The sequence below is a fragment of the Lacipirellula sp. genome, assembly GCF_965279485.1.
Classification (GTDB): domain Bacteria; phylum Planctomycetota; class Planctomycetia; order Pirellulales; family Lacipirellulaceae; genus Lacipirellula.
In genome coordinates this window covers 1,554,727-1,577,303 of record NZ_CBDIIC010000001.1, presented here as the reverse complement: position 1 = coordinate 1,577,303, position 22,577 = coordinate 1,554,727, and the positions used below count along the sequence as shown (strand labels likewise).

Sequence of the window (22,577 nt, the reverse complement as noted above, 5' to 3'; positions counted from 1 at the left end):
CTCACCAAAGGGGACGGAGGCGTCGTTGGAGGGGATGTATTCGATGCTTACAGCTCCTTGATCTTTGACGACAATGGAACTCTGGTCAGAGGGTACACGCCATCGTGCGGCCGATATCCAGTTGTGCAGAGTTCGCCGGTTCTCAATTGGAATTTGCCAGTGGGTGGCTATTATTGGAGCGTTAAGGGAGTTGGCTCCAGGCAGGTGCTGGGTACTTCTTGAGCACGCCAATTGCTTTTTCTGTCACTCCGTGAGGCGGCTGAAATGAATCCACGTCGGAGTTTTGGCGTATGCGCCTTCATTACAATGGCGGCGATGTCAGGTTGCAATAAGGCGGCGACTGGTTTGGAGTTGCCCGTTCGCGAGGTCGCTCTTCAACGGCAACTCCCCATGGCGGTCGTGCTCGACCAGACTGCCACCGGTAGGGTGTTTGCTACATCCATCCCTGTCGGAGACCCAGCGGACCTTGCTGGGCGGGTGCTTCGGATATCCCAGGGGGAGATAAAATCGGCTGCAATTGAAGGCGGTATCCCGTTCTCAATCGACACATCGCCTGTTGTTGACGGCAGAATGCGATTGGCAGTAGGAGTTGGCGGCGTCGAGAGACCGCTTGATTTCAATTACTCCTCGAATGAGCCGACAGTATTTCAGCCGCTGGGAAGGATTAGCATTGTGGATGGAGATACACTCGCGCAACTGGATGAAATAGAGACTCAATGGTCAGTGATAGAGGTCGCTTTTTCGCCCGACGGCACTCAGTTGGTTGCAGTCGGCGCATCGGGCGTGAGGCAGCTGTTTGTGGGGTTTTGGAGCTGGCCGTCACTAGAGAAGCTAAGCGAGCATTCTTGCGCAGCCGGTCTGCCTCAGTTTCCGTTTCGCTCTCCGGTGAAGGTTTCAGCTTTTGCGTCGTCCGGCAGCAATCTGCTGGTGAGTATAAGGATGTCCGAACTTCTTCCGCCGTCTCACGCGAAGGCGAACGGTGGCTTGCTTGTCCTGGAATGCAAGTCTGGTAAGCAAGTTGGTTCTGTCAAGATTGATCGCGTTTGCACGTTCCTTGATCATTCAGACCGGACTTCACTGTTGACCTGCGCCAGTGAATCGAATTGCTCTCTGTTCAAGCTAGACTTAGCAAATTGCGCCACTCAGGAATTCGAAACTAGATTGCTAAATACGCACTACGGCGCGCTGGTGCCGTTCGAAGCGGAAGACCGACTGTTGGCCGTCAAGCATGAAGTTGGTTCGGGTTCCAGAAGGGTTGCGAATGTAGACGTGCTGGTGCGAACTCGTCGAGACCCGGATAACAACATTTGGCAGACGCAGGAAACGCTTTTTGATGAGTCAATTCAGCATCGTAACATTTGTTTGTCTATGTCCGGCGAAGAGCGGGAATTCGCGTTGGGTACCAGTGATGGACGAGTCATCGTATGGAAAGTTGATTGAATTGGGAAACTGCTTGCAGTGGCCGGTCAATCGGGTATTCAACGAATTAGCGGCTAATTGGATTTACGAAGACCGATTTGCTCGGAGGCTTTTTCGAGATTCGCGTCGTGATTTGATCAGGCTGAAGTAGCTTGGCCTGTCGCGGCGCGCACCGGGTTCAAAAAAGCAGCTGTGACTAGCCGGGATGTCGGTGGTTCCGGTACTACTAGTTCCAACGCGATACCCTGGGTGGACGCATATCGTAACGCGTGCGCGGAGCGTTACGCGTCCTGAACTTGCGAATCGCGACTTTGGCACACATGCCAGAGCACCGCGCACGGATCATTAATGTAGCACCTGCGCTGTCCCCAACGCTGCAACGCTGCAGCGCTGGCGGCTTGGGGGCTTGGGGGCTTGGACGGCAGGTCGAGATCTTGGATGTGGGCCACCGGGCGTTGAAGTCGTCGACCAACAGCTGCAGCATCGTATTCTCGGCCCACTCCTTCTGGTAGTAACGCTGGAGGATAAAGCCTCCGGAGCCGGCGTTGAAGATCGCGGCCTCACCGTCGAGGACTATCTCGAACCCCAGGGCCTCGTAGAACCGCTTCGACAGGTCGTAGTCGCGGACTGGCAAGAAGGGCCGCACACGTTCGGAACCAGTTGAAGGAGTGCTCATTCTTACCTCTCGGGGGGGCTTCAATCTCCGTCCAAGTCATTCTAGACGCAACTTATAGTAGGCTTGGCGCTCTCAGAGCCGTGCCTGCGACGCTAATTGCAATCCTGCCAGAGCCGCCGGTCATAGCTGGGGAGTGTGAGGGAGGCTTCTAGGGCCTTCAATGCGATGTTCTCGCGTTACCCCTAGTGGCACGCGGTGCGGTGCTCGTATTCGGGCTCGTTTCGACCAGTCCGGAAGGTTCGACGCGAAGACGGAACTGAGAGCTACCAAGCGTTGTATCACATCGTAGCTGAGTTGATGGGGCTTGATTTGTCTGGAGGCCGGCGGGTGGATCATCGGAACCGCCAGCCGCTAGACAATCGCTCCGCCAATCTTCGTTCGGCTACCAGAGTTCAGCAGCGTCACAACATACCGAAGGGGTGCCACAACACGAGCGGCTACATCGGCGTCACTAAGCACGGCGACAAGTGGAGATCCCAGATCACCATTGACGGTGTCAGGCAGCACATCGGCTACTACGACACGCCACTAGAAGCCGCGCGGGCACGAGACGCTCACGTTCGCAGGCATTTGAACGGATTCGGCGTGCTCAACTTTGAGTAACCCCAGCCGCCAAGCATGAGCAAGCGGCCGGAGGCAGGTTCTTCTTAAATTTTGAGGCAGGCCACGCGGGCGGAGCATGTTAGCACGGACAATGCTTCTTAGTGAGCGACTTGTAATACCTCCGCTGAGTCGATCCGCTGCACTGGCAGTCGTAGCAGAAGCAATCGGAGAAGTCATCCACATTTTGCAGCAATCCAGACAGGACTTGAGCGGTCAGATGCGTCTTCACGCCAGTCGCGTAGTGCGATAGAGAGTTCGCAACCATAGCAGGTACGATTATGTTCATGAGCTTCGCTGATTGAGTAGGATCTATAACCAACACGTTAGCTTGCTGGCATAAATCAACGGCTTCCTTAATTGCACCCAACGCGTTATCGACCATCTTCCGGTCGTCGCGAATCGAAAAATCGAGTGGCACGGGAATGCGGACCTTGCTAATTATTTGGAGCAGCATGTACTCCAGATACTGACGAACCAAGTGCTCCGCTAAATCAATTTGACCGGCAGTTAAGAGTTGCGTGGCGAGGGCTTTTAGCCGTCCTGCATCTTGGGATTGACTGAGAACAGCACCGCACGGCGGCGAGCCTTGAAGCCGTTGATGATGCCAGTCTGTGCCGCCAGATAGCTTGTCAAAGTACTTCTCCAACAAGCCATCGTGACTTAGGAGAATGACTTGCGGCCCTTGATTGTTTGCCGGTAGGCCTACTCTCGTTCTCAACAACTCCATGAGAGCGAATTGGTGGCCAGCATCAAAGCTGGATGTTATGTCATCGAAAACAATAAACCGTGCCGGCGACTTCGACTTAAGTGCAGTGCTCAGGAAAATTGAGATCGCAAGTGCGTTACGGTAGCTCTCTTGCAGTAACGTCGAAGCCGAGCGATCGTTCAACGTATAAAACTTCTCAAGGCGTAGGTGTAACTCTTCGCTGCCGCCGGCACGTCTCAAGGCCGGTACAACGTCTGGGTTGTTCGTAATCGCCCCATACATTTCGCGATAGTCGCTTTCAACGGCCGTGGCGGTCGCGGTTGAGAGTGCTACTTCCGCTTCCGAAAAGTCGTCGGAGGCTGATTTGATGAACTCTTGCCATTTCGTCCGTCGCTCCAGCTTCGTTGCTACGGCCGCTTCCTGCTTCTGTTGCTGCTTGTAAGCGGCTACATCCTTCTCAATAGCAGCGGCACGTTCAACTTGTGTGGTTAGTTCGACGAGTGATTGAGGTAACTTTCCCTCCAACTCATCCCGCTCCGCTTCCAAACCCTTAACCCGATCGGTCCGGTTCAGCTCAACACCGCTGACAGCCTCAACTACTTTTGCAACTGTGATGCCATCAATGGCACCGATGCGGATTTTGGAATCTATAGCGTCGAATTTGCGGTCCTCAGTCGGAATGGCCATTGCATCTAAGGACTCAAGTCGACGCGTGCGAAGGACGAAAGCTGCCGTTGTCCAGAGTTCCGTGATTTGCGTTAGGCATTCGTTGGCCGTTTCGTAGTGGGATAGCCTCTCGTTAACGTGGTCCAAAATGGGGAACTCACGCTCGGCGTCGCAGGCTGGGCACTTGTTCGGAAACTCCCACTCCCCTGACTCTAGGAGGCTGGCGACCGCACTATATACGCTCTCCAGCTTAGCTCCGCCCGTTTTTGCGAGAGCGTCTGCTCTCTTTTCGATTAGCTCACCTAGAGACGCTACTTCTGTAGCTTCCGTTTCGCCTGGAGCCAGCTTGGCCAGTGATGCTATTGACTGAATCAGGTTCGACAAGCGTTGCCGCTCATCCCCCATCTCAGCACCCTTGATAACCTTTCGTACGGCATCGAAGTCTACTTTGTCGACGCTTTTCGACTTGAAATGCTCGCCAACCAACGCAACTCCAGACAATGCGACCGAAGCCTTTTGCAGCACGTTATTGCAGTCCATAGGGTCCGGTAGAGCCGCACCAAGCAGCGGCAGATAATTCTCTCTTATGCGAGTATGGGCTGCGTTTAATTGAGTGCGGTGGCCATCCTTCTGGGTCTCCAGTGTTGCGAGATGAAAGTCATTGCCGACGTTGCCTCGGTTGGAAACGACGGCCAGTGCTTGTCGGTATTCCGACAATTTCGACAAGCCCAGGAGCCCTGAGAACGTCCTGCCTCGCTTCAACGGCGAATCATCAACGAAACGCTGAAATGCACCCTGATCAAGAAGAACAAAGTCCCCACTGAGCGACCGCAAAAGCTGCTCTGGGGCAGCGTAGCCTGACGGTGAAGTGACGTTGCATTGTCCTGCCGAAGTGCGAGTGACGCAAAGCTCGATGTCTGTCGAGCCATCGTCGGGGGATAGTGTCAGATTTAGCGTGGCCGTGCCGGTTGGATGAAAAAGGTTGCAGTAGTAGTCAATCGCACCGTCGCTATCCGGAAGGTCGTCTAACTTTGGAATACAGCCGCGAATCGCATACGACAGAGCGTCAAAGATCGAGCTTTTGCCGAGACCGTTGGTTCCGAAGACGGAATTAATGGCGTTGGTTTTGAAACGCAAGTCCAGAGGCTCAGCATGGTTATTGATACCGCGGAAGCCGTCAATTTTGAGTCGGGCAAGCAGGTAACGAGGCATGTTACGACTTCGCCTCCGCGGCACTGCCCTTCTCGCCGTCCAATTTCCGAGCGACCGCTGTGCTGAACGCTGTGCGGGCCGTTGTGCGACGCTGCCCCTCAGGTAGCGGAATCATCGTGCCGATTTCCTCTCTCAGAATTGCCGAGAATTCAGCATTGACACCCTTGAGATGCTCAAAAAATGAGTCCAAGTTGTCATCGACGGATTTGTTGCCGTCAAAGCGAAACGTACCCATGGCTTGTGACTCGCGAGAATAGGCAGTTCGGGAATTACTCTTCGTCTTGTTCGTCGTCGTCCTTCGGCCTTACTGGTTCAGTCAGAATCGCGTTGTTGTCAGGTATTCCATCCGTCGGCTTGCGATCGGATGAATCCTTGTGATCGAGAAGCAAGTCACCTCGGGAATTTTGCACCATACCATCTGTTTTAAGGACGTGAAGAATAGCCTCAACAGTCTGGACAGACTTGTCATACACGTTCGGCGCGACGCTCTTGAGGTCGGCTAAGAACCCGAGAATTACAATCAACCCTGTGAACACAGCACTCCAGCGGACTTTAGATTTCTTAAGTTCCGCTTCGATTGATTCTAGTTTGCTCAGGATGAGTTTCTGATGGGCCTCATCCGGCGTCGCTTCAACTTGCACCCTTAGTAGATGAATAAGGCTCAACACCTTGCTCTTGTTAACCAAGTTCGGGTCGTAGTGTTGCCGAAATGCCTGAAACGTCTCGTCGTATTCGACAACTTCCATCGACGCCGCGTAGCGAAGAATCTGCGAGAGTCGCTTGAGGCCCATTTTCGCGTCAAGCAACTTTGGTGACGTGACGTATTCGCTATCATTGCCCGGAACAATCGCAAACCGGCTGAACATATACAGAAGGGCCGGTAGCCGCCCATAGATCGCCCGGCGCCGAATGTAGCTGAGATGACGTTCGGAGAGATTCGCAAAGAGCCCAATAACCTCGGGAAGCTGCTTCTCTTGGGCGAGAGAGAAAACCTGTTCACCAATTGAATCAGGATAGGCGAGCAGGCTGTCACGCAGCCAAAGCATCACCGTATCGAAATAGCCTAATAGGACTCGGTTACTCCTGATTTCGAGTCGATCATAGTCGATCGCGTCTGCGACATGAGAGAAGTAGTCGGCCACAGCCCCAATGTCCCGAGGCAAATCCGTGGTGTGGTATTTGGAGAAGAGGTCTTCGATTTTGACGCGAATTCGCTCGCCAGTTGCAACAAAGTCAGGGGGAGTGCTGTCACCGTCGTACAAGTTGTCTCTCCCGTCATGCGCCATCGCTAAACACAATAAGTCTCTCGCCCTTATGGCAGACCGCTCAGTTTAGCGAGTTGCGGCGTAACGGCAAATTCGGGGTAATCACATCAACAAAATAGCCCGCTGGGCCTTCCAGCTGGTTTTTGTTGACTTCTCAGAGCCTTGGCTATCCCTATATTGCCGGACCGGCTCCATAGTTGAACCAGCCTAAAGGCGGCATGGCGGTAAGACCTGAGCGGACAACGCTAATCGCCGAGAATTGGCGACACCCGTTTCAAGCTGATGATGCCCTCTACGGCTTGAAAACCGATTCAAGCGGAAACTGACCAGAATAATGGTGCGGTAGAGAGCCGAGTTTGTTGCAAGGTGGTGACATAAATACGCTGTCACCCACTGTAAGAAGCAGATAGGCGTTCAAGTTGCCTGTCGCCGGAGCATCTTTAACGTCCTCACGAGCGGTGAGAATCACAGCTTGCGGAGTTCCCGCAGCTGGTGCTGCTCCGATATCGTCCTGTATCCCTGAAACGTAGGCGTCATTTAGCGTTGGAATCTTCTGAAGAGCGGTAGGCAAGTCCTGCAAATTGACCTTAAAGACAACTCCCTTCGGATCGTGATCTGCAAACGTCGACTTCGCCTCTTGCAGCGAGATGGGGTGATACTTTGCTAAGTCTGTAGAGAATTGAAACATATTATGCCTCACGGCGTCACCCGTTTGTAACGCCGCATCGCCCAACCATCGAATTTCCTACCGTAATTGCCACCCGCTTACCGCTAGGTACAAATATGGTCACACGCCCCAATAAACGCTAGACAGTATGCGTCCGCTCTAGCTTCCTAAACCGTTACCGTGGGCTGAGTGCAAGGCGATTCAACAGTCTCCGGATACTCGTCAAACTCCCGATACTCGTCAAACAGGGGGAGTGGCTACCCCAGGCTCTATGTCTGCGAGACGAAGTTTGCGGCCCCTTGCGCTGATAAGCCAAAGGCAACAGAGACTAGGATTGTCTTGGAGCACGATTAAATCTTCGCAATAGCGTGGGGCAATGACGCTGCGGAATCAACATTCGCTGCCAGATCGCGCGAGTCGTCTACTGAAGAGCGAGGCTAAGTGACTCGCCGTTTTGAGCGGGTGTCACTGACACCCGCAGCCAGATGTTGGTGAGGGTTTGCAGGTGTCAGTTATCGGTTCCGAAAGCTCGTTTTCCGAAGAAAACTATGATTTGGCGTTAATGCCGCTCGGGAATTTTCTATTAGGAAACCGCTGCTCTATCCCCTGAGCTACGAGGGCGGGGGTCTCGAATCTACTTCAATGTAAATTCTTCCGCCCTGGCCGGATAGCGGCCTCGCGGGCGGATTGCAGCGGAGCTGGCCTGTCAGACGGCCGGCAGCACTTCATTTACCCGTCTTTGCAGTAGGTGACGGAGCAGAATGAAGAGAGGAGGGCAGTCTGAGGAACAGCCGCACGCGGACAATCTAGTGGGACGAACTGCGACGCAACCTAAGATTGATCGCTCGCCGTTTGCAGCAGTTCTCGCACTCGGTTGAAGTCGCGGCCAATCGCCTGCAGGTTTTCTTGGGCCGACCCGCGCGGTAAGTACTCGACGTGGATGGAGACGGGCGCTTCAAGCCGATCGTGCTTCAGCATTTCAAAGTACCGCGGCTCGACCCGTCCCTTGCCAAAAGTTATGTGTTTGTCTCTATTTCCGGACCAGGCAAAGTCCTTCATGTAGAGGGCGCCAATATGCGGCTTGATCAATTGGTAGAGCCGTGGCCAAGATCGGCCCGCTTCGACGGTCGCGTGACGAATGTCGAACGCCGCGGCGACTTCCTCCTTCGGCACGTCCTGCAGGAGTTGGTGCAGATCCCAAATCGTGGCGCCGACGTACTGTTCGCCGCTGTGATTTTGCCAGAGACCAGTGATGCCTAGCTCGCGATTCAGCGCCGCGAGATCGAGCAGCTGGCTGCGGTAGCCGGCGAGCTGCGCTGGGATCGGGCGATCATCGGCGTACTTGAACCAACCGAGTCGGTAACGCTTGATGCCAAGCTTGGCCGCGGCTGCGAGTAGCTTTTCATTCGTTGGATCGTCGGCGCGGTTGACTTCGGTGGTGAGGATCGTGACTTCGAGGTTCCGCTTCGCGAGGGCGTCGACGAGCGCCGGCAACTGTTCCTGCGCGCGCTCGGGAGTGATCCGACCCCCTTGCCTGGCCGTGACTTCGACGCCGTTGAATCCCAGCTCGGCGAGACCGTCCGCGAGTTCATCGTGACTTAAGTCCTGCAGGAATTTTTCAAAAGCGCAGAACTGAATGGCTTGTTTAGCCGGCTCAGAAGCTCGGTCAGCCGCCGTCGCGTTGCCGCAAAGGTAGGCGGCTGAACCGATGGCCGCGGCGGCGGCCAGGAATTCGCGACGGCGCGGCTGGAACGATGGCGTCTTCATCGGCGGCATTTCGATCGTAGAAGAGTGATTCAGTAATCGCAGCGAAATCAGCCCGTTCGTCAATATACATTCGGCTCCGCGTGGAGCGAATGCATCGCGACGACCGGGCTAAGAAAGCTGGCCAGAGAAGGAAGCTGACGAAAACTGTCGGACGCTTGCACCGAGCGTGCTCGGCGCCTTTAATACTTAATAGCGGCGCTTGGGCGGTTGTGGACAACCTTCCACGCTTTTCAGCCTTATTTGGTAGGACATCGATTCATGGCGAGCTTCAATCGGCGGAATTTCTTGGGCGGCGCGCTCGCGGTTGGCGGCCTTGCAGCGGTTTCAGTCCGTCCTACCTGGGCTGCCGGCGCCAACGAGCAGGTGAACATCGGTCTCATCGGCTGCGGCGGTCGCGGGGCGGAACTGCTGCGTTCGTTTCGCAAAGTGCCGGGGCTGAAGGTCGCGGCGCTCTGCGATCCCGATGAGCAGCACGTCGATGCGTTGGCGAAAGAGTACGACGGCGCTGCGAAGTATCGCGACCTGCGGAAACTGCTCGACTCGAAAGACATCGACGCCGTGGTGATTGCCACGCCAAATCACTGGCACTGTCTTGCGGCAATCTGGGCCCTCGAAGCGGGCAAGCATGTGTATGTCGAGAAGCCGCTCGGCCACATGAACTGGGATGGCCGGCAGGTCGTTAACGCAGCCAATCGCTACGGGCTGGTGTGCCAAGTCGGTACGCAACAGCGTTCCGATCCGATGCAGGCCGAGATCAAGCAGTTTCTGCATGAAGACAAAACGCTCGGAGCCATCGAGAAGGTCCGCGTGAATCGCTTCGGCGTCCGCGGCCCGATCGGCAAGCGCGACACGGCGCTCGCGCCGCCGGCGAGCGTCGATTACAACCTCTGGCTCGGCCCGGCGCAAGACGAGCCGCTGATGCGGAACGCGCTCCACTACGACTGGCACTGGATGTGGAACACGGGCTCCGGTGAGATGGGCAACTGGGGCGTCCACATTCTCGACGACGTTCGCAACAACGTCTTCCAAGATAGCGTCGCGTTCCCGCGCCGCGTCGTTGCCGGCGGCGGTCGCTTCGGCGAAGGCGATTGCGGCGAGACGCCGAACCTCCACTGCGCGCTGCTCGATACGGGCAAGTACCCGGTGATCGTCGCCGTCTGCAATTTGCCGGAGAAGGTCGGCGGCAAAGCGTCGCCGCCGTCACCCGGGCCGGGCAGCGGCTACATCGTCTACTGCGAAGGGGGCCGCTTCGAAGGTCAGCGCGGCCAAGCGAAGGCGTTCGACGTCGACGGTAAGGAGATTCGCAAGTTCAAGGGCGACAGCGGGGCAGGGCACCAGCAGAATTTTGTCGACGCCGTGCGTAGCGGGAAATCGTCAGCGCTTAACGCGCCGGTGAAAATGGGACATGAGTCAACAGAATGGTGCAACCTGGCCAACGTCGCCTACCGCGCTGCCAGCAACTCGTCCTCAGCTCGGCAACTTGCCCAAGAATTGCACGTGATTGAAGATGCCCTCGTCATGGTCGAGCAGTTGAAGGGGGTCGCGCGCGAGCATGGCGCCGCGGAATCCGACTTCCGAGCGGGGCCAGTGTTGACGTTCGACGCGGCGACGCAGCAATTCACCGGCAACGATGCTGCCGCGGCAAACAAGCTGCTGCGGCGCGAGGATCGCGCTGGGTTCGAAGTCCGTGAGATCGAACCAACTGCCACCGCTGCGGGCTGATCCGCAACAGATAGACTGGCTGAGCATCGTGCAAGCGGTAGTTACGCATCTGCCGACGTTGTGGCGCTGCGCTGACGCTTCGCCCGCCAGATCTCAATGAGCGCCGGCAGCAGCGAGATGCCGACGATCGCGATGATGATCAGTGAAAAATTCTCTTTGACGATCTTCAGTCCGCCAAACAAGTAGCCAGCGTACACGCCGATGACGACCCACAAGATCGCGCCGATCACGTTGTACAACGCAAACTGCCGGTAGCTCATCTGCCCGACGCCGGCGATGAATGGCGCGAAGGTCCGCACGATCGGCACGAAGCGGGCGATGATGATCGTCTTCCCGCCGTATCGTTCGTAGAAGGCGTGCGTCTTCTCGAGATGCGCCTTCTTGAAGAACCGCGAGTCCTCTTTCTTGAACACCGCCGACCCGATGTAGCGGCCAATCTGATAGTTCACCGCATCGCCGAGGATCGCAGCGATGGTGAGCAACACCACGAGCAGATGCGGGTTGAGCGAGCCGAGCGCGGCGATCGCCCCCGCCGCGAACAGCAGCGAGTCGCCCGGCAAGATCGGCGTGACGACGAGCCCCGTCTCGCAGAACACGATGACGAACAGCACGAGGTAAGTCCACGTGCCGTAATCGTTCACCACTTCGCGCAGATGTTCGTCGAGGTGGAGAAACAGGTCGATCAGCTGCTTAACGTATTCCATGAAATCCCGCGGCGGCGTGGCGAGTTGAGCGATTCGGAAGCTCTCAAGGATAGCTCAACCAGCCGACCGATGCGAATCGGCGGAAATCGCCGTTTCGCTCGCTTAAGACCGCTGTAGAGCCCGCGACTGTCGGGGCTTGGCAAGAGCGAGAGGCGACTCAAGCGGCCTTCTCTTCTGCTGGCAGCACGTCGACGCTCACGCCCATGCTGTGCTCGCCGCCGCCGACGAACACGCCCTGAATCGGGCAAACGTCGCCGTAGTCGCGGCCCCAGCCGATGGTGATATGCGACTCGCCGATGAGCGTGTTGTTCGTTGGGTCGAAGTCGACCCAACCCAGCGGCCCGCAGTGGACCGAGGCCCAGGCGTGCGACGCATCGGCGCCGACTAGTCGCGGTTTGCCTGGCGGCGGAACCGTGCGGAGGTAACCGCTCACGTACCGAGCCGGCAGCCCCAGCGATCGCATGCAGCCGATCGCGAGATGCGCAAAATCCTGGCAAACGCCGCGACGGAGCTTCAGTAGATCCTCCAGCGGAGTGTGAACCGTCGTCGCTTTCGGATCGAATTCGAAGTCACGATGAATGCGGGCCGTCAGGTCAATGATGCCTTCAACAATCGGGCGGCCGGCGGGGAAGCTCGGAAAGGCGTATTGCCGCAATTGCTGCGAAGGTCGCACCCGCGACGAGCGAAGCGTCAACTGGTAGACCTCCAGCGAGGCGCTTGTCGTGCCTGCCGTCGATAGCTGCGCGATCGTCTCCCACTTGGGCGATTCACTTGGGGAGAGCTTCGGCGGCCGCGTGACGTTGACGGTGCTTTGCGAGGTAATCTCCAGGCCGTTGTGTGCCCCTTCAATCGAAAAATAGTCGATGAAGTTGCCGAACCAGTCTGCCCGACGCGTGATGAGCGCCGGCTCAGGGACGATCCGTAGACGGTAGTCGGAGCAAGTCTGATAGGGGGTGTTGCGCGGCGCCAGGTGAAGCATGTTGTGGCAGACCGGCGCCGATTCGGCGTAGGCATACCAAGTGCGGTGCTTGATTGAGTACTTCATCTCGGGCTCCGCCCTAGTCACGCGCCAGACGCTGCGCAGGTCCGCTGTGGAAGAAATAGTGGTGCGACACCGCGTCCGACAGTTTGGGGAGCGACGAGTCGATCGTCGTCAGCAGCGAGTCGAGCGGTTCTTCGTCGCCCGATTCGTACGCGCGAGCGATTGCCAACGGATCGACGCGGCGGATCAAGTGGAGCAGCGACGCAGCGAGCCGCTCTTCCGTCATCTGCCCCGGGACGATCGACTCGCGCGGCAACTGAGCCGCGTGCGAAGTGCACTCCACCAGCTGAAACGCCATCGACCGCGGGTTCGTTTCGTCGGTCATCAGCAAGTCGAGCACGGCGCCGAGTTGGAACCGCGAGTAGTACCGCGAGCGGTAGGTCATCAAGCTGTCGGAAACTTCCAGCAGCGACTCGAGGGCTGCGGCGTCGGTTCCACCCCCTTCAGCGACGACGGCGCGAATGAGCTGCGAAGCTTGCAGCGTTCGCTCCAGGCGACGGCCGAAGTCGAGAAACCGCCACGCGTGCGTCCGCGTCATTCCCTCAGCGAACTGGCCGGTAAGCGCTGCCAAGCCCGCGAGCAGGCCATCGACCTTCACGAGCATATCGAGGAACCCGTCGTCGCTCGCCGTCGGCTGGAACTCGTCGTTCATCTCGCGGATGATCCGCCAGGTATCGAGCGACAGCAAGTCGCGCACGGTCGCCGCAAGTTGTGCAAGATTCGCGACCGTCGCCCGCAGCGTGCCGGGCGTCTTTTCATCGAACACGGCAGCAGGCAGCAGCTTTTCGAGCGCCGGCATCTGGACTTTGATTTCGTCGACGACGTAGCCCGGTTCGATTTGCCCGAGCTCCGCGAGAACACGGATCAGCAACTGCAACTCGGGGATCCGTTCGGCGTCTTGTTCGCTCGTTAGTCGCAGCGCCACGGCGCGAATCAATTTGCCGAGCGTTTCCGCACGCACCGATTGCCGCCCCAGCCAGAAGAAGTGCTCTGCGGCGCGGCTCGGTAAGTCGACGCCGCCGCGGCGCAGCGCAAGCGGCTCGTCGGCGGCGATCAGCAGCGTCACCGAACTGACCGGCCCTTCCGAGAGCACCCAAGTATCTTTGCTCCGTTCCCCTTCGAGCAGCGACATGTCGAGCGGGCCGAGCGTCGCACTGACCCGCGCGAGGCCGCCCGGCATCACTTCGAAGCTATCGCCGCTGGAGACAGCGAACGCCCGCAGCGAAATGTACGAGTGGGTGACGTCCTGTCCCGACCAGACCGGCGCCGTCGACCGGCGGACGCGCTCTTGGGCGACGTACGCCGTCGGATGAGCCTCGATCATCGCCGTTAGTTCGCTACGGCTCAGTTCTAGGAGCCGCGAATCGTTCACGCCGCGGCGGCGATAGGCGGGCCGAATCGCCAACTCCGAAACCCGGCTCAGCACATACTTCCTGCTCTTCGGATCGCCGCACCACCAAGTGGCGACGTTCGGCATCTTCAACGGTTCGCTCAGCAGCGTTTCCGCGAGTCGCGGCAGGAACGCCATGAAGATCGGCGACTCGAGCAGCCCGCTTCCAAGTCCATTCGCAATTGCGGCGTTCCGGCTGCGCAGCGACTGCAGCAATCCCGCGACGCCCATCGAGGACGCATCGGAGAGTTCCAGAGGATCGCAATTCTCGCTATTCGGTCGCCGCATCAACACGTCGACCGGCGATAGTCCCGCGAGCGTCTTCAGATACAGCTTGTTCTGCCGCACCGCCAGGTCGCCAGCTTCGGCGAGCGTGTAGCCGAGATACCGCGCGAGGAAGGCGTCTTCGAAATAGTTCGCGCTCCCCGCCAGCTGGCTGAGCCACACCACGCGGGCTCGTTCGCGATCAGGCGCCAAGCGAGCGAGGTGTTCTTGAAACGAGATGAAGTAGGGCGCCAAGCGCTCGACGCGGCATTCGTGAATGACGTCGGGCAGCATCCGCGACATCGCGATGCGGTTCTGCAGCGCGAAGCCCGCCCCCGAGGGCGACTCGCAGCGATCGTCGAGCACCCACCAGCGACCGTCGGGCGAGCGGGCGACGTCGGCCCCGTAGACGTGCAGCACTTGCTGCGGCGTGGCATCGGGGCGGCAGTAGGGGAGCAAGAAGCCCGGGTGGCGAAACACCACTTCCGCCGGCAGATGCCCCTCCCTGATCAGTCGCTGCGGACCGAGCAAGTCTTGCAGCACCATGTCGAGGAGCGTCGCTCGCTGCTTAAGCGCCGCGGCGACCTCGCGCCATTCCTCTGCTTGAATCACCAGCGGGAAGGCGTCGAGTTCCCAGGGGTGCCGACGAGCGCGCGGATCCCTTGGATCGGGGTAAGCGAGGCTATTCTGCTGCAGCAGTCGCTGCGCCTGCTCCCATCGCCGACCAAACTCCGCGCGCGGCAGCCCTTCGGTCGCGTCGATGAATCGCCGCCAAGCGGGACGAAGCTCCCCCTTGTCGGAAAATACTTCGTCGTACGACCCCTCGGCGCCTGAATAGCCGCTGAACAGTTTGGCGTCTACGCGTAGGTCAGAGCCAGGCACTGGTGGATTCTCGCCGCGGATGAGGTCTCAACTGCTGATTATCGGTTACGGCGAAGATCGAGCGTTAGCGGAAAATCGGGATTCGGTTCTTCTGGCGCCGGGGAAATCGGTCCGCCGCTGTGCCCCATCTTGAAGAAGCGGGCGTAGCGACGGCTTTCAGCTTCGAACGCGTTGATCGGGAACAGTTCCGGATTCAATCCGCCTGGATGCCCCACGTGGTAAGTGCAGCCTCCGAGCGAACGGTTCATCCAACCGTCGACCAAATCGAACGACAGCGGCGCGTCGACAGGAATTGTAGGGTGCAGACAGCTTGGCGGCTGCCATGCGCGATATCGCACGCCAGCCACGTACTCGCCTTCAGTTCCCGTCGGGTGGAGCGGAACCTTCCGGCCGTTGCACGTCATGTAGTGACGGCTGTCAGTCATCCCTTGCACGAGTACCTGCAGACGTTCGAGCGAAGAGTCAACATAGCGCGACGTTCCCGTCCCGGTCGCCTCTTCCCCTAGAACGTACCATGGTTCGATCGCTTTCCGCAGTTCGATTCGCATCCCAGCTTGAGAAAATTCGCCCATTCGCGGGAAACGGAACTCGAAGTGCGCCTCAAACCACGCCTTCTCCATCGCGAAGCCAGCTTGGCGAGTTTCATCGACGATGTCGTTGAAATCTTGCCGCACGAACTGCGGCAGCATGAACCGGTCGTGCAGCGAGGTATCCCAATCGACCAACTTCGCGGTGTATGGCTTCTCCCAGAAACGTGCGACCAGGCAGCGGAGCAGCAGCTGCTGCGCCATGCTCATCCGCCAATGCGGCGGCATTTCGAACGCGCGGAACTCGACGAGGCCCAAGCGACCGGTCGAACTATCGGGCGAGAACAACTTGTCGATGCAGAATTCAGCGCGATGCGTGTTGCCGGTGCCATCGACCAACAGATTGCGGAAGACGCGGTCGACCATCCACGAGGGATAGTTCTGCCGATCGCGGATCTGCTCCATCGCAATCTGCAGTTCGTAGCGAGCGTCGCGGCGGCCTTCGTCGACCCGCGGCGCCTGGCTCGTCGGGCCGATGAAACTGCCCGAGAATAGATACGACAGCGACGGGTGGTTATGCCAGTAGGCCAGCAAGCTCCGCAGCACGTCAGGTCGGCGGAGGAACGGGCTGTCGGCCGGCGTGGCGCCGCCGAGGACAACGTGATTGCCGCCGCCCGTGCCGGTATGCGTACCGTCGAGGTCGAACTTCTCCGTCCCCAGCCGCGAGTAGCGGGCGTCCTCGTAAACGCCCGAGGTGATCGCCACCAACTCGTCCCAGTTCTCGGCTGGCTGGACGTTCACTTCGATCACGCCCGGATCGGGAGTCACTTTGAAGTTGTTGATCCGGTGATCGTGCGGCGGTTCGTAGCCTTCGAGGACGACCGGCGTGCCAAACTGCGCCGCCGTGTCTTCAATGGCCGTGACCAATTCGAGGTAATCTTCGAGCCGATCGAGCGGCGGCATAAAAATGTGGATCACGCCGTCCCGCGGCTCAATACAGAGTGCCGTTCGCACCAGCCACGAAGGGTCTGCTTGCTGCCCGCCGGCGGGGACGCTGCCTGGCTGCCCCTGGAAATCGTTATTGCCATTCTGCAGCCAAGGAGCGCCAGGACCGCTGCCATTCCCGTTGCCGTTCGCTTGCCCGTTGCCTGCGTGCGGTCCGCCATTGCCGGAGAAACCATCGACGATGTTGCCCGAGTAGTCGCCGAAGAAGGCGCCTTCAGGCCCTGAACCCCAGCTACCGCCGCCGCTCCATGCGGGTTGCAGCGCTTGAGCGCCGACGCCCGCCCGCGCGGCGATGTCTTCGCGCATCCGCTGATATTGCGGCAGCGGAAAGCGTTCGGCGAATGGTTCGGTGGCGTAGCCGTACGACTCAATCGCCGGCCGTTTCGCCCACAGGAGCGATTGAATCGGCAGCCGGAAGCCCATCGGCGAATCGCCCGGCAGCAGGAACATCTCGTCGCTGCGGACGACCCACTCGCCACTTTCCCAATAAGGCTGATCGGCCCACCAGACGCGGCGAATTGGCAACGCGCAACCAACCGGCGAGGTAATGCCTTGCTCAAAAACCTTCGCGAGCCGCGCGCGGTCTTCGGCATTTTCCAGCTTGGAATCTTGCAGCGAGACGTTCGCCGGCAGACGGCGTTCTTTCCACGCGTAGTAGAGGACGTCTTCGAACCCGTCGATCACATGCTGCGGCTTGACGCCCAGGCGTTCCGCGAGCGCTTGGCCAAACCGGCGCGCATCGTCGACCGTTTGTTCGCCCTTCTTCGTCGGATCGGCAAACAACGACTCGTCGCGCCAAATCGGTTCGCCATCGCGACGCCAGTAGCACTTCAACGACCAGCGCGGCAGCGGTTCGCCCGGATACCACTTGCCTTGGCCGAGGTGCAGCATTCCGCCCGGTGCGAAGCGGTGCTTCATCCGCGTGAGCAAATCGCCCGCGAGGCGGCGCTTGTTAGGGCCCATCGCCGCGGTCTTCCACTCAGCGCCTTCCATGTCGTCGATCGACACGAAGGTTGGCTCCCCGCCCATCGTCAGCCGCACGTCGCCGGCGGCTAGATGGCGATCGACTTCTTTGCCCAGTTCGTTGACCGCTTCCCACTGCTCGTCGGAGTAGGGCTTCGTCACCCGCGGATCTTCGTGGATCCGCGTGACTTCCATATGAAACTTGAAGTCGCTCGCCGCGGCGGTCGCCGAGAATGAAATCGGGGCGGCACCGACCGGATCGGGCGTGCACGCAAGCGGGATATGCCCTTCGCCGCACATCAACCCCGACGTCGGGTCGAGGCCAATCCAGCCGGCGCCCGGCAGGAAGACTTCCGTCCAAGCGTGGAGGTCGGTGAAGTCGTGCTCGGCGCCGCTGGGGCCGTCGAGCGATTTGATGTCCGGCGTCAGCTGAATGAGGTAACCCGAGACGAACCGCGCTGCCAAGCCGCAGCGCCGCAGGACGTTCACGAGCAGCCACGCCGTGTCGCGGCACGAGCCGCTCCGCTTTTGCAGCGTCTCGTCACACGTCTGAACGCCCGGCTCCATGCGGATCGTATAGCTGATGTCGCGCTGCAGTTGGCTGTTGAGTTCAACTAGGAAGTCGATCGTCCGGCGTTTGCGGCGATCGATCTTCCGCACATATTCCGCCAGGGGCGAACCCTCCATCGCGGGGGCGACATGCAAGAAGGGCATCAAATCCTTCAGCATGTCAGGACCGTACGAGAACGGAAATTCCGTCGCGTCGTCTTCCAGAAAGAAGTCGAACGGATTGATCACCGTCATCTCAGCGGTCAGCGCCACTTCCACCGACACGTGGTCCGACGGCTTCGGGTGGACGATTCGCGCCTGGAAGTTGCCGTATGGATCTTGCTGCCAGTTGAGGAAGTGCCCCGACGGCTCGATCCAGAGCGAATAGGCAGTGATCGGCGTCCGGCAATGGGGGGCCGGACGGAGCCGCACGATCTGGGGGCCGAACTCAACGAGCTCGTCGTAGCGGTATTCGGTGCGGTGATGGAGAGCGACTCGAATCGGCATGGTGGCCAGCGGGGTCGGAGGCGGCAGAGGTGGGGAGTGCTGTCGACAGGAGCGGCCAGCGGGCGCCGCGATGTTCCTGCCAGGGGGCCGCCTAAAGCCCGCAGTCGTTAACAGCGCGTCGTGCCTCAATATCCTGCGCTCTGTTTTGCCTTGCGCCAATTACTACCGGCAATTTCCCCGTATTTTCACCGACCAGACGTCGCTACGCCGGCGAATGTTCTACCCCGACCTCGCTGCTGCGGCACTGCAGTGATGTGACTGCAGCCGTTTTGCGGCGAAACCGCCCTTTTCGCGTTTGCTGCAGTCCGCTTGCAACGGGCCGGCTCTCTATCTCAGTAACTGGAAGCGAATTTGGAAGAAAGCCGCAAGATTTTTCCTCCAGACGCGATCAACTCTACAGCAGCGGTCGTCTAACCCACCGCGGCGCCGTTCGCTGGCACACTGCCCAATCCGCCAGCGAGCGGCCGCCGCCGGAACCAAATTCGCCACAACCGAGGGAAGAACGATGATCGGGCTTCGATTGGCCTTGGGAGCGATTGCCGTGATGGCCGTGATGACGGCCGGCATGGGGGGCTTGGCGGTCCTCGACTACCAGGTGTCCGCCCCGGAGCACTCGATGGTGCTCCTAACTGGCGGCCACTCTGAATATTGGCAAGCGCTGGCTACGGGCGCCCAGGCTGCAGCCGACGAGAACGGCGTCGACCTCTCGATCGCTTGGCCGCCTGCCGGCGAGACTCGCTGCGGCAAACTTTCGATGGCTGGGTCTTCGGGATTTACCGCGACTTGCGGATACGGCCCAGGCGGCGCCACGCAGACCTTTCACGTCGGCGAAGCCAGTTTTGGCGCAGGGCGTCGCTGCGCGAAGTACGTGACGAGCTTGTTGCACGACGGCGACGACGTTTTGCTCATCGTCGACAATCGCTGTTGCGCCTTACCAATCGAACGGCTCCAAGGCTTCCAGCATGCGATGAAATTTTGGATGGGCGCCGACCCACAAAGCTCTCAAGCGAAATCAAAGTGCATTGTTAAGCATCTCGTCACTGAAGGCGAGCGAACCGCTGCGCAGCAAATCGCCGCCGCGATCTCGCGCCACTCGCCGCGCGTCGTCGTCGATTTGCGACTCGGCGCCGCGACCGAACTCGCCGCAGCCGTGGCTGACTTGTCCGATCCGCCGCTGCTCGTAACCTTCGATCAAAGCGAGGCCGCCCTCGAACTCGTGGAACTCGGCAAGGTTGCGGGGATCATCGCCCATGATCCCCGCCTCTGCGGTTATCTCGCGGTCGATCGGCTTGCCTACTTTCACTCGGCGGAGAAACTTGCGTTTCCTGCTGCCGGAAAAGGGCAGCTCAACGTGCCGGCAGTGATCGTTCGTCCCGGCGAAGTGGCCGAGTTTCGCGCCAGCCTGAAGCAGGCCGAAGCGGCGCTCTAAGTGCACGTCTGATCGCCTCCGTCGCCAACGTTGGCGACCAGTCTCGCGGTTGTTTTTCAACGATTAATCGCCTACGCTGACTCCTTAGGACGCGACCGTCCGAGGAACTATTCTCTCCAGCGAGGCGCCATCGATGGGACGACTGACTGTTGCCGATGCCAAACGGATGTGCACGAAGGCAGAACTGGGCGTGGTAATGGGAAGCCGTCCCGACGCCATCGAGAAGCTTTCTGTCGATCAACTGAAGAAGAACGTCGCTTCCGCGCGACGCTTACGCGACAAGTGGCAAGACTTAGCGACTGAGCAGCGTCGCGAAACGCAGCAAGCGCAGAAGTCGCGCGTGACCGACAAGAACGCTCGCAGCGGCGAGAAAGCGGCGCTTTTTGCGCATGTGCTCAAACGCTACGAAGAGCAGCTAGCGAAGGCGCAAGCCGGCGGTTCGACCGTCGGAAAAGTCTTGCCGAAGCCGCCGAAGAAGAAGGTCCGCGCTGCAGGGCACCGGCTGAAGCGAGCGGTTGCGCGCGACGAACTGAAAGACGTTCGCAGCGAACTAAACGCGGCCAGCAAAGCCAAGGTGAAGAAGAAAAAGGCCGCGAAGAAAAAGGGGGCAGCAACGCCTGCAGCCGCGCCGAAGAAGAAAGTCGCCAAGAAAAAAGCCGCTCCAAAGAAAGTGGCGAAGAAGAAGGTCGCGAAGAAAGCCGCCAAGAAGAAGCCGGCCTTTGGCGTCGGCTCGCTGGGGCTCGTCACCGCCGAACCAGCCCGGCAGCTCTCGGCCCAAACCGCTGCTAAGAAATCACGTTTGAAAGCCAGCGGCAAAACCTCGCGCGTGCAAGCCCACGTCCAAGCTCGTGGCGGCCGCAAGCAAGCGAAGCGCGACTCGCGTTAACCCCGACCTTGTTTCCACGCTCCGCATGGGAACGCCGCCCTCGACGCTCTGCGTCGTTCGTCGACGGCGGCTAAGCTTTCTCGTAAAGCAAGCAAAAACCCCGGCGAAGTCGCCAGACTCCGCCGGGGTTTCTTATTTCACGCGCCAATCGCCAAGCACAACTACATGTGCTTCACGACGGCGTGCCCGAACTCGCTGCACTTCACGAGCTTCGCGCCATCCATCAACCGCTCGAAGTCGTAGGTGACGGTCTTTGCCGCGATCGCGCCGTTGAGGCCCTTAATGATCAGGTCGGCCGCCTCGGTCCAGCCCATATAGCGGAACATCATCTCGCCTGAGAGGATCACGCTGCCCGGGTTCACCTTGTCTTGGTTGGCGTACTTCGGCGCGGTGCCGTGGGTCGCCTCGAAGATCGCGTGACCGGTCATGTAGTTGATGTTGCCGCCCGGCGCGATGCCGATGCCGCCGACGCAGGCCGCGAGGGCGTCGCTGATGTAATCGCCGTTCAAGTTGAGTGTGGCGATGACGTCGTAGTCAGCCGGCCGGGTGAGGATCTGTTGCAGCATCGCGTCGGCGATGACGTCCTTGACGACGATTTCTTTGCCGGTCTTCGACGACTTGAAGGTGCACCACGGACCACCGTCGAGTTCCACGGCGCCGAATTCCTTCTTCGCCACTTCGTAGCCCCAATCGCGGAAGGCCCCTTCGGTGAACTTCATGATGTTCCCCTTGTGGACCAGCGTCACGCTGCGGCGGTCGTTGTCGATCGCGTACTGGATCGCCGCCCGCACGAGCCGCGCGGTTCCCTCTTGGCTGACCGGCTTGATGCCGATGCCAACCGTTTCGGGGAAGCGGACCTTCTTCCAAGGGCCGGGGAACGCTTCGCTGAACAGTTTCTTGAACTTGTCGCAGTCGGCCGAGCCATGTTCGAACTCGATGCCGGCGTAGATATCTTCCGTGTTCTCGCGGAAGATGACCATGTCGGTCAGTTCCGGCTGCTTCACCGGCGAGGGGACGCCCGTGAAGTATTGAACCGGCCGCAGGCAGACGTAGAGGTCGAGGATCTGTCGCAGGGCGACGTTCAGCGAGCGAATGCCGCCGCCAACCGGCGTGGTGAGCGGGCCCTTGATGCCAACCAACAAGCTGCGGAACGCATCGAGCGTCGCGTCAGGCAGCCAGTTGCCAGTTTGGTTGAACGCCTTCTCGCCGGCGAGGACTTCCTTCCACTCGATCTTCCGCTTGCCGCCGTACGCCTTCTCAACCGCCGCGTCGAACACGACCTGGCTGGCCCGCCAAATATCGGGACCAGTGCCGTCCCCCTCGATGAAGGGGATGATCGGCGCGTCGGGGACTTGCAGACGGCCGTTGTTCATCGTGATCGGTTGGGCGGCGGACATCGCGGGCTCCTGGCGGGCGTTTATCAGTCAGTGACTTGGGGAAATGGTCAGGAAACCCGCGATTCTCGACCGTTCCGCGCGTAGGGTCAATGGGGCAGGGGAGCGTGACGGGGGCGAGGGTCGTTTGTCACTGGCGAGATTACATAGAAGTCAGGATCTCTGTGGCCGAAGACAGCCGACCCCGCCAATCATGCCCACCGTAGAACGGATCGCGTGACTTCCGGCGAATTGTGGCCCCCGCATCCCCCTTCTATACTCCCCGTAGCGGCTCGGCCCTTTCGCGGCCTGACGACCGCTCTGATCCAGGCGCCCTTCACTCTGTTAGGAGC

At 59.4% G+C, this 22,577-nt stretch carries 16 protein-coding genes; 5 read left to right on the top strand and 11 right to left on the bottom strand.

Features of this window, described 5'->3' with window-relative positions:
• Positions 1 to 264 precede the first annotated feature (264 nt).
• A complete protein-coding gene (locus ACQY7R_RS06640) occupies positions 265 to 1,440 on the top strand; it encodes a hypothetical protein (protein WP_428304806.1) in 1,176 nt (391 codons plus the stop codon).
• Positions 1,441 to 1,645: 205 nt separating this feature from the next.
• Here ACQY7R_RS06640 and ACQY7R_RS06635 read toward each other — a convergent pair whose 3' ends face one another.
• A complete protein-coding gene (locus ACQY7R_RS06635; protein WP_428304805.1) occupies positions 1,646 to 2,095 on the bottom strand; it encodes a hypothetical protein in 450 nt (149 codons plus the stop codon).
• A gap of 273 nt (positions 2,096 to 2,368) precedes the next feature.
• On the opposite strand from ACQY7R_RS06635, the gene ACQY7R_RS06630 reads away from it, so the two are divergent.
• On the top strand, positions 2,369 to 2,698 hold the full coding sequence (locus ACQY7R_RS06630; RefSeq protein ID WP_428304804.1) for a hypothetical protein: 330 nt from the start codon (positions 2,369 to 2,371) through the stop codon (positions 2,696 to 2,698).
• Positions 2,699 to 2,777: 79 nt separating this feature from the next.
• On the opposite strand, the gene ACQY7R_RS06625 is transcribed toward ACQY7R_RS06630, so the two are convergent.
• The 5 genes from ACQY7R_RS06625 to ACQY7R_RS06605 all read right to left on the bottom strand — a co-directional run bounded on the left by ACQY7R_RS06625 (position 2,778) and on the right by ACQY7R_RS06605 (position 8,981).
• On the bottom strand, positions 2,778 to 5,282 hold the full coding sequence (locus ACQY7R_RS06625) for an AAA family ATPase (protein WP_428304803.1): 2,505 nt from the start codon (positions 5,280 to 5,282) through the stop codon (positions 2,778 to 2,780).
• 1 nt (position 5,283) lies between these two features.
• Positions 5,284 to 5,517 (bottom strand): hypothetical protein, encoded by a 234-nt coding sequence (locus ACQY7R_RS06620; RefSeq protein ID WP_428304802.1) that lies wholly within the window; start codon positions 5,515 to 5,517, stop codon positions 5,284 to 5,286.
• Positions 5,518 to 5,551: 34 nt separating this feature from the next.
• Complete coding sequence (locus ACQY7R_RS06615; RefSeq protein ID WP_428304801.1) at positions 5,552 to 6,544, bottom strand: hypothetical protein; 993 nt, start codon at positions 6,542 to 6,544, stop codon at positions 5,552 to 5,554.
• 295 nt (positions 6,545 to 6,839) lie between these two features.
• Positions 6,840 to 7,235 (bottom strand): hypothetical protein, encoded by a 396-nt coding sequence (locus ACQY7R_RS06610; RefSeq protein ID WP_428304800.1) that lies wholly within the window; start codon positions 7,233 to 7,235, stop codon positions 6,840 to 6,842.
• An 810-nt stretch (positions 7,236 to 8,045) separates the two neighbouring features.
• Positions 8,046 to 8,981 (bottom strand): sugar phosphate isomerase/epimerase family protein, encoded by a 936-nt coding sequence (locus ACQY7R_RS06605; protein WP_428304799.1) that lies wholly within the window; start codon positions 8,979 to 8,981, stop codon positions 8,046 to 8,048.
• 258 nt (positions 8,982 to 9,239) lie between these two features.
• Here ACQY7R_RS06605 and ACQY7R_RS06600 point away from each other — a divergent pair, with 258 nt between their 5' ends.
• On the top strand, positions 9,240 to 10,703 hold the full coding sequence (locus ACQY7R_RS06600; RefSeq protein ID WP_428304798.1) for a Gfo/Idh/MocA family protein: 1,464 nt from the start codon (positions 9,240 to 9,242) through the stop codon (positions 10,701 to 10,703).
• 41 nt (positions 10,704 to 10,744) lie between these two features.
• Here ACQY7R_RS06600 and ACQY7R_RS06595 read toward each other — a convergent pair whose 3' ends face one another.
• The 4 genes from ACQY7R_RS06595 to ACQY7R_RS06580 form a co-directional block, all read right to left on the bottom strand.
• Entirely contained in the window at positions 10,745 to 11,407 is a 663-nt protein-coding gene (locus ACQY7R_RS06595) for a DedA family protein (RefSeq protein ID WP_428304797.1), read from the bottom strand.
• A gap of 157 nt (positions 11,408 to 11,564) precedes the next feature.
• Positions 11,565 to 12,452 carry a transglutaminase family protein gene (locus ACQY7R_RS06590; protein WP_428304796.1) on the bottom strand — a complete coding sequence of 296 codons (888 nt, stop codon included), beginning with the start codon at positions 12,450 to 12,452 and terminating at the stop codon, positions 11,565 to 11,567.
• 13 nt (positions 12,453 to 12,465) lie between these two features.
• Positions 12,466 to 14,985, bottom strand: a complete 2,520-nt coding sequence (locus tag ACQY7R_RS06585) for a circularly permuted type 2 ATP-grasp protein (protein WP_428304795.1) — start codon at positions 14,983 to 14,985, stop codon at positions 12,466 to 12,468.
• Between the two features lie 38 nt (positions 14,986 to 15,023).
• Positions 15,024 to 18,536: a DUF2126 domain-containing protein gene (locus ACQY7R_RS06580; protein ID WP_428304794.1), complete on the bottom strand. Its 3,513-nt coding sequence runs from the start codon at positions 18,534 to 18,536 to the stop codon at positions 15,024 to 15,026.
• Between the two features lie 505 nt (positions 18,537 to 19,041).
• On the opposite strand from ACQY7R_RS06580, the gene ACQY7R_RS06575 reads away from it, so the two are divergent.
• Positions 19,042 to 19,965: a substrate-binding domain-containing protein gene (locus tag ACQY7R_RS06575; protein WP_428304793.1), complete on the top strand. Its 924-nt coding sequence runs from the start codon at positions 19,042 to 19,044 to the stop codon at positions 19,963 to 19,965.
• Between the two features lie 133 nt (positions 19,966 to 20,098).
• Positions 20,099 to 20,851, top strand: a complete 753-nt coding sequence (locus ACQY7R_RS06570) for a hypothetical protein (RefSeq protein WP_428304792.1) — start codon at positions 20,099 to 20,101, stop codon at positions 20,849 to 20,851.
• A 161-nt stretch (positions 20,852 to 21,012) separates the two neighbouring features.
• Here the strand turns inward: ACQY7R_RS06570 and icd are convergent, their stop codons facing one another.
• Entirely contained in the window at positions 21,013 to 22,248 is a 1,236-nt protein-coding gene (gene icd / locus ACQY7R_RS06565) for an NADP-dependent isocitrate dehydrogenase (protein WP_428304791.1), read from the bottom strand.
• Positions 22,249 to 22,577 lie beyond the last annotated feature (329 nt).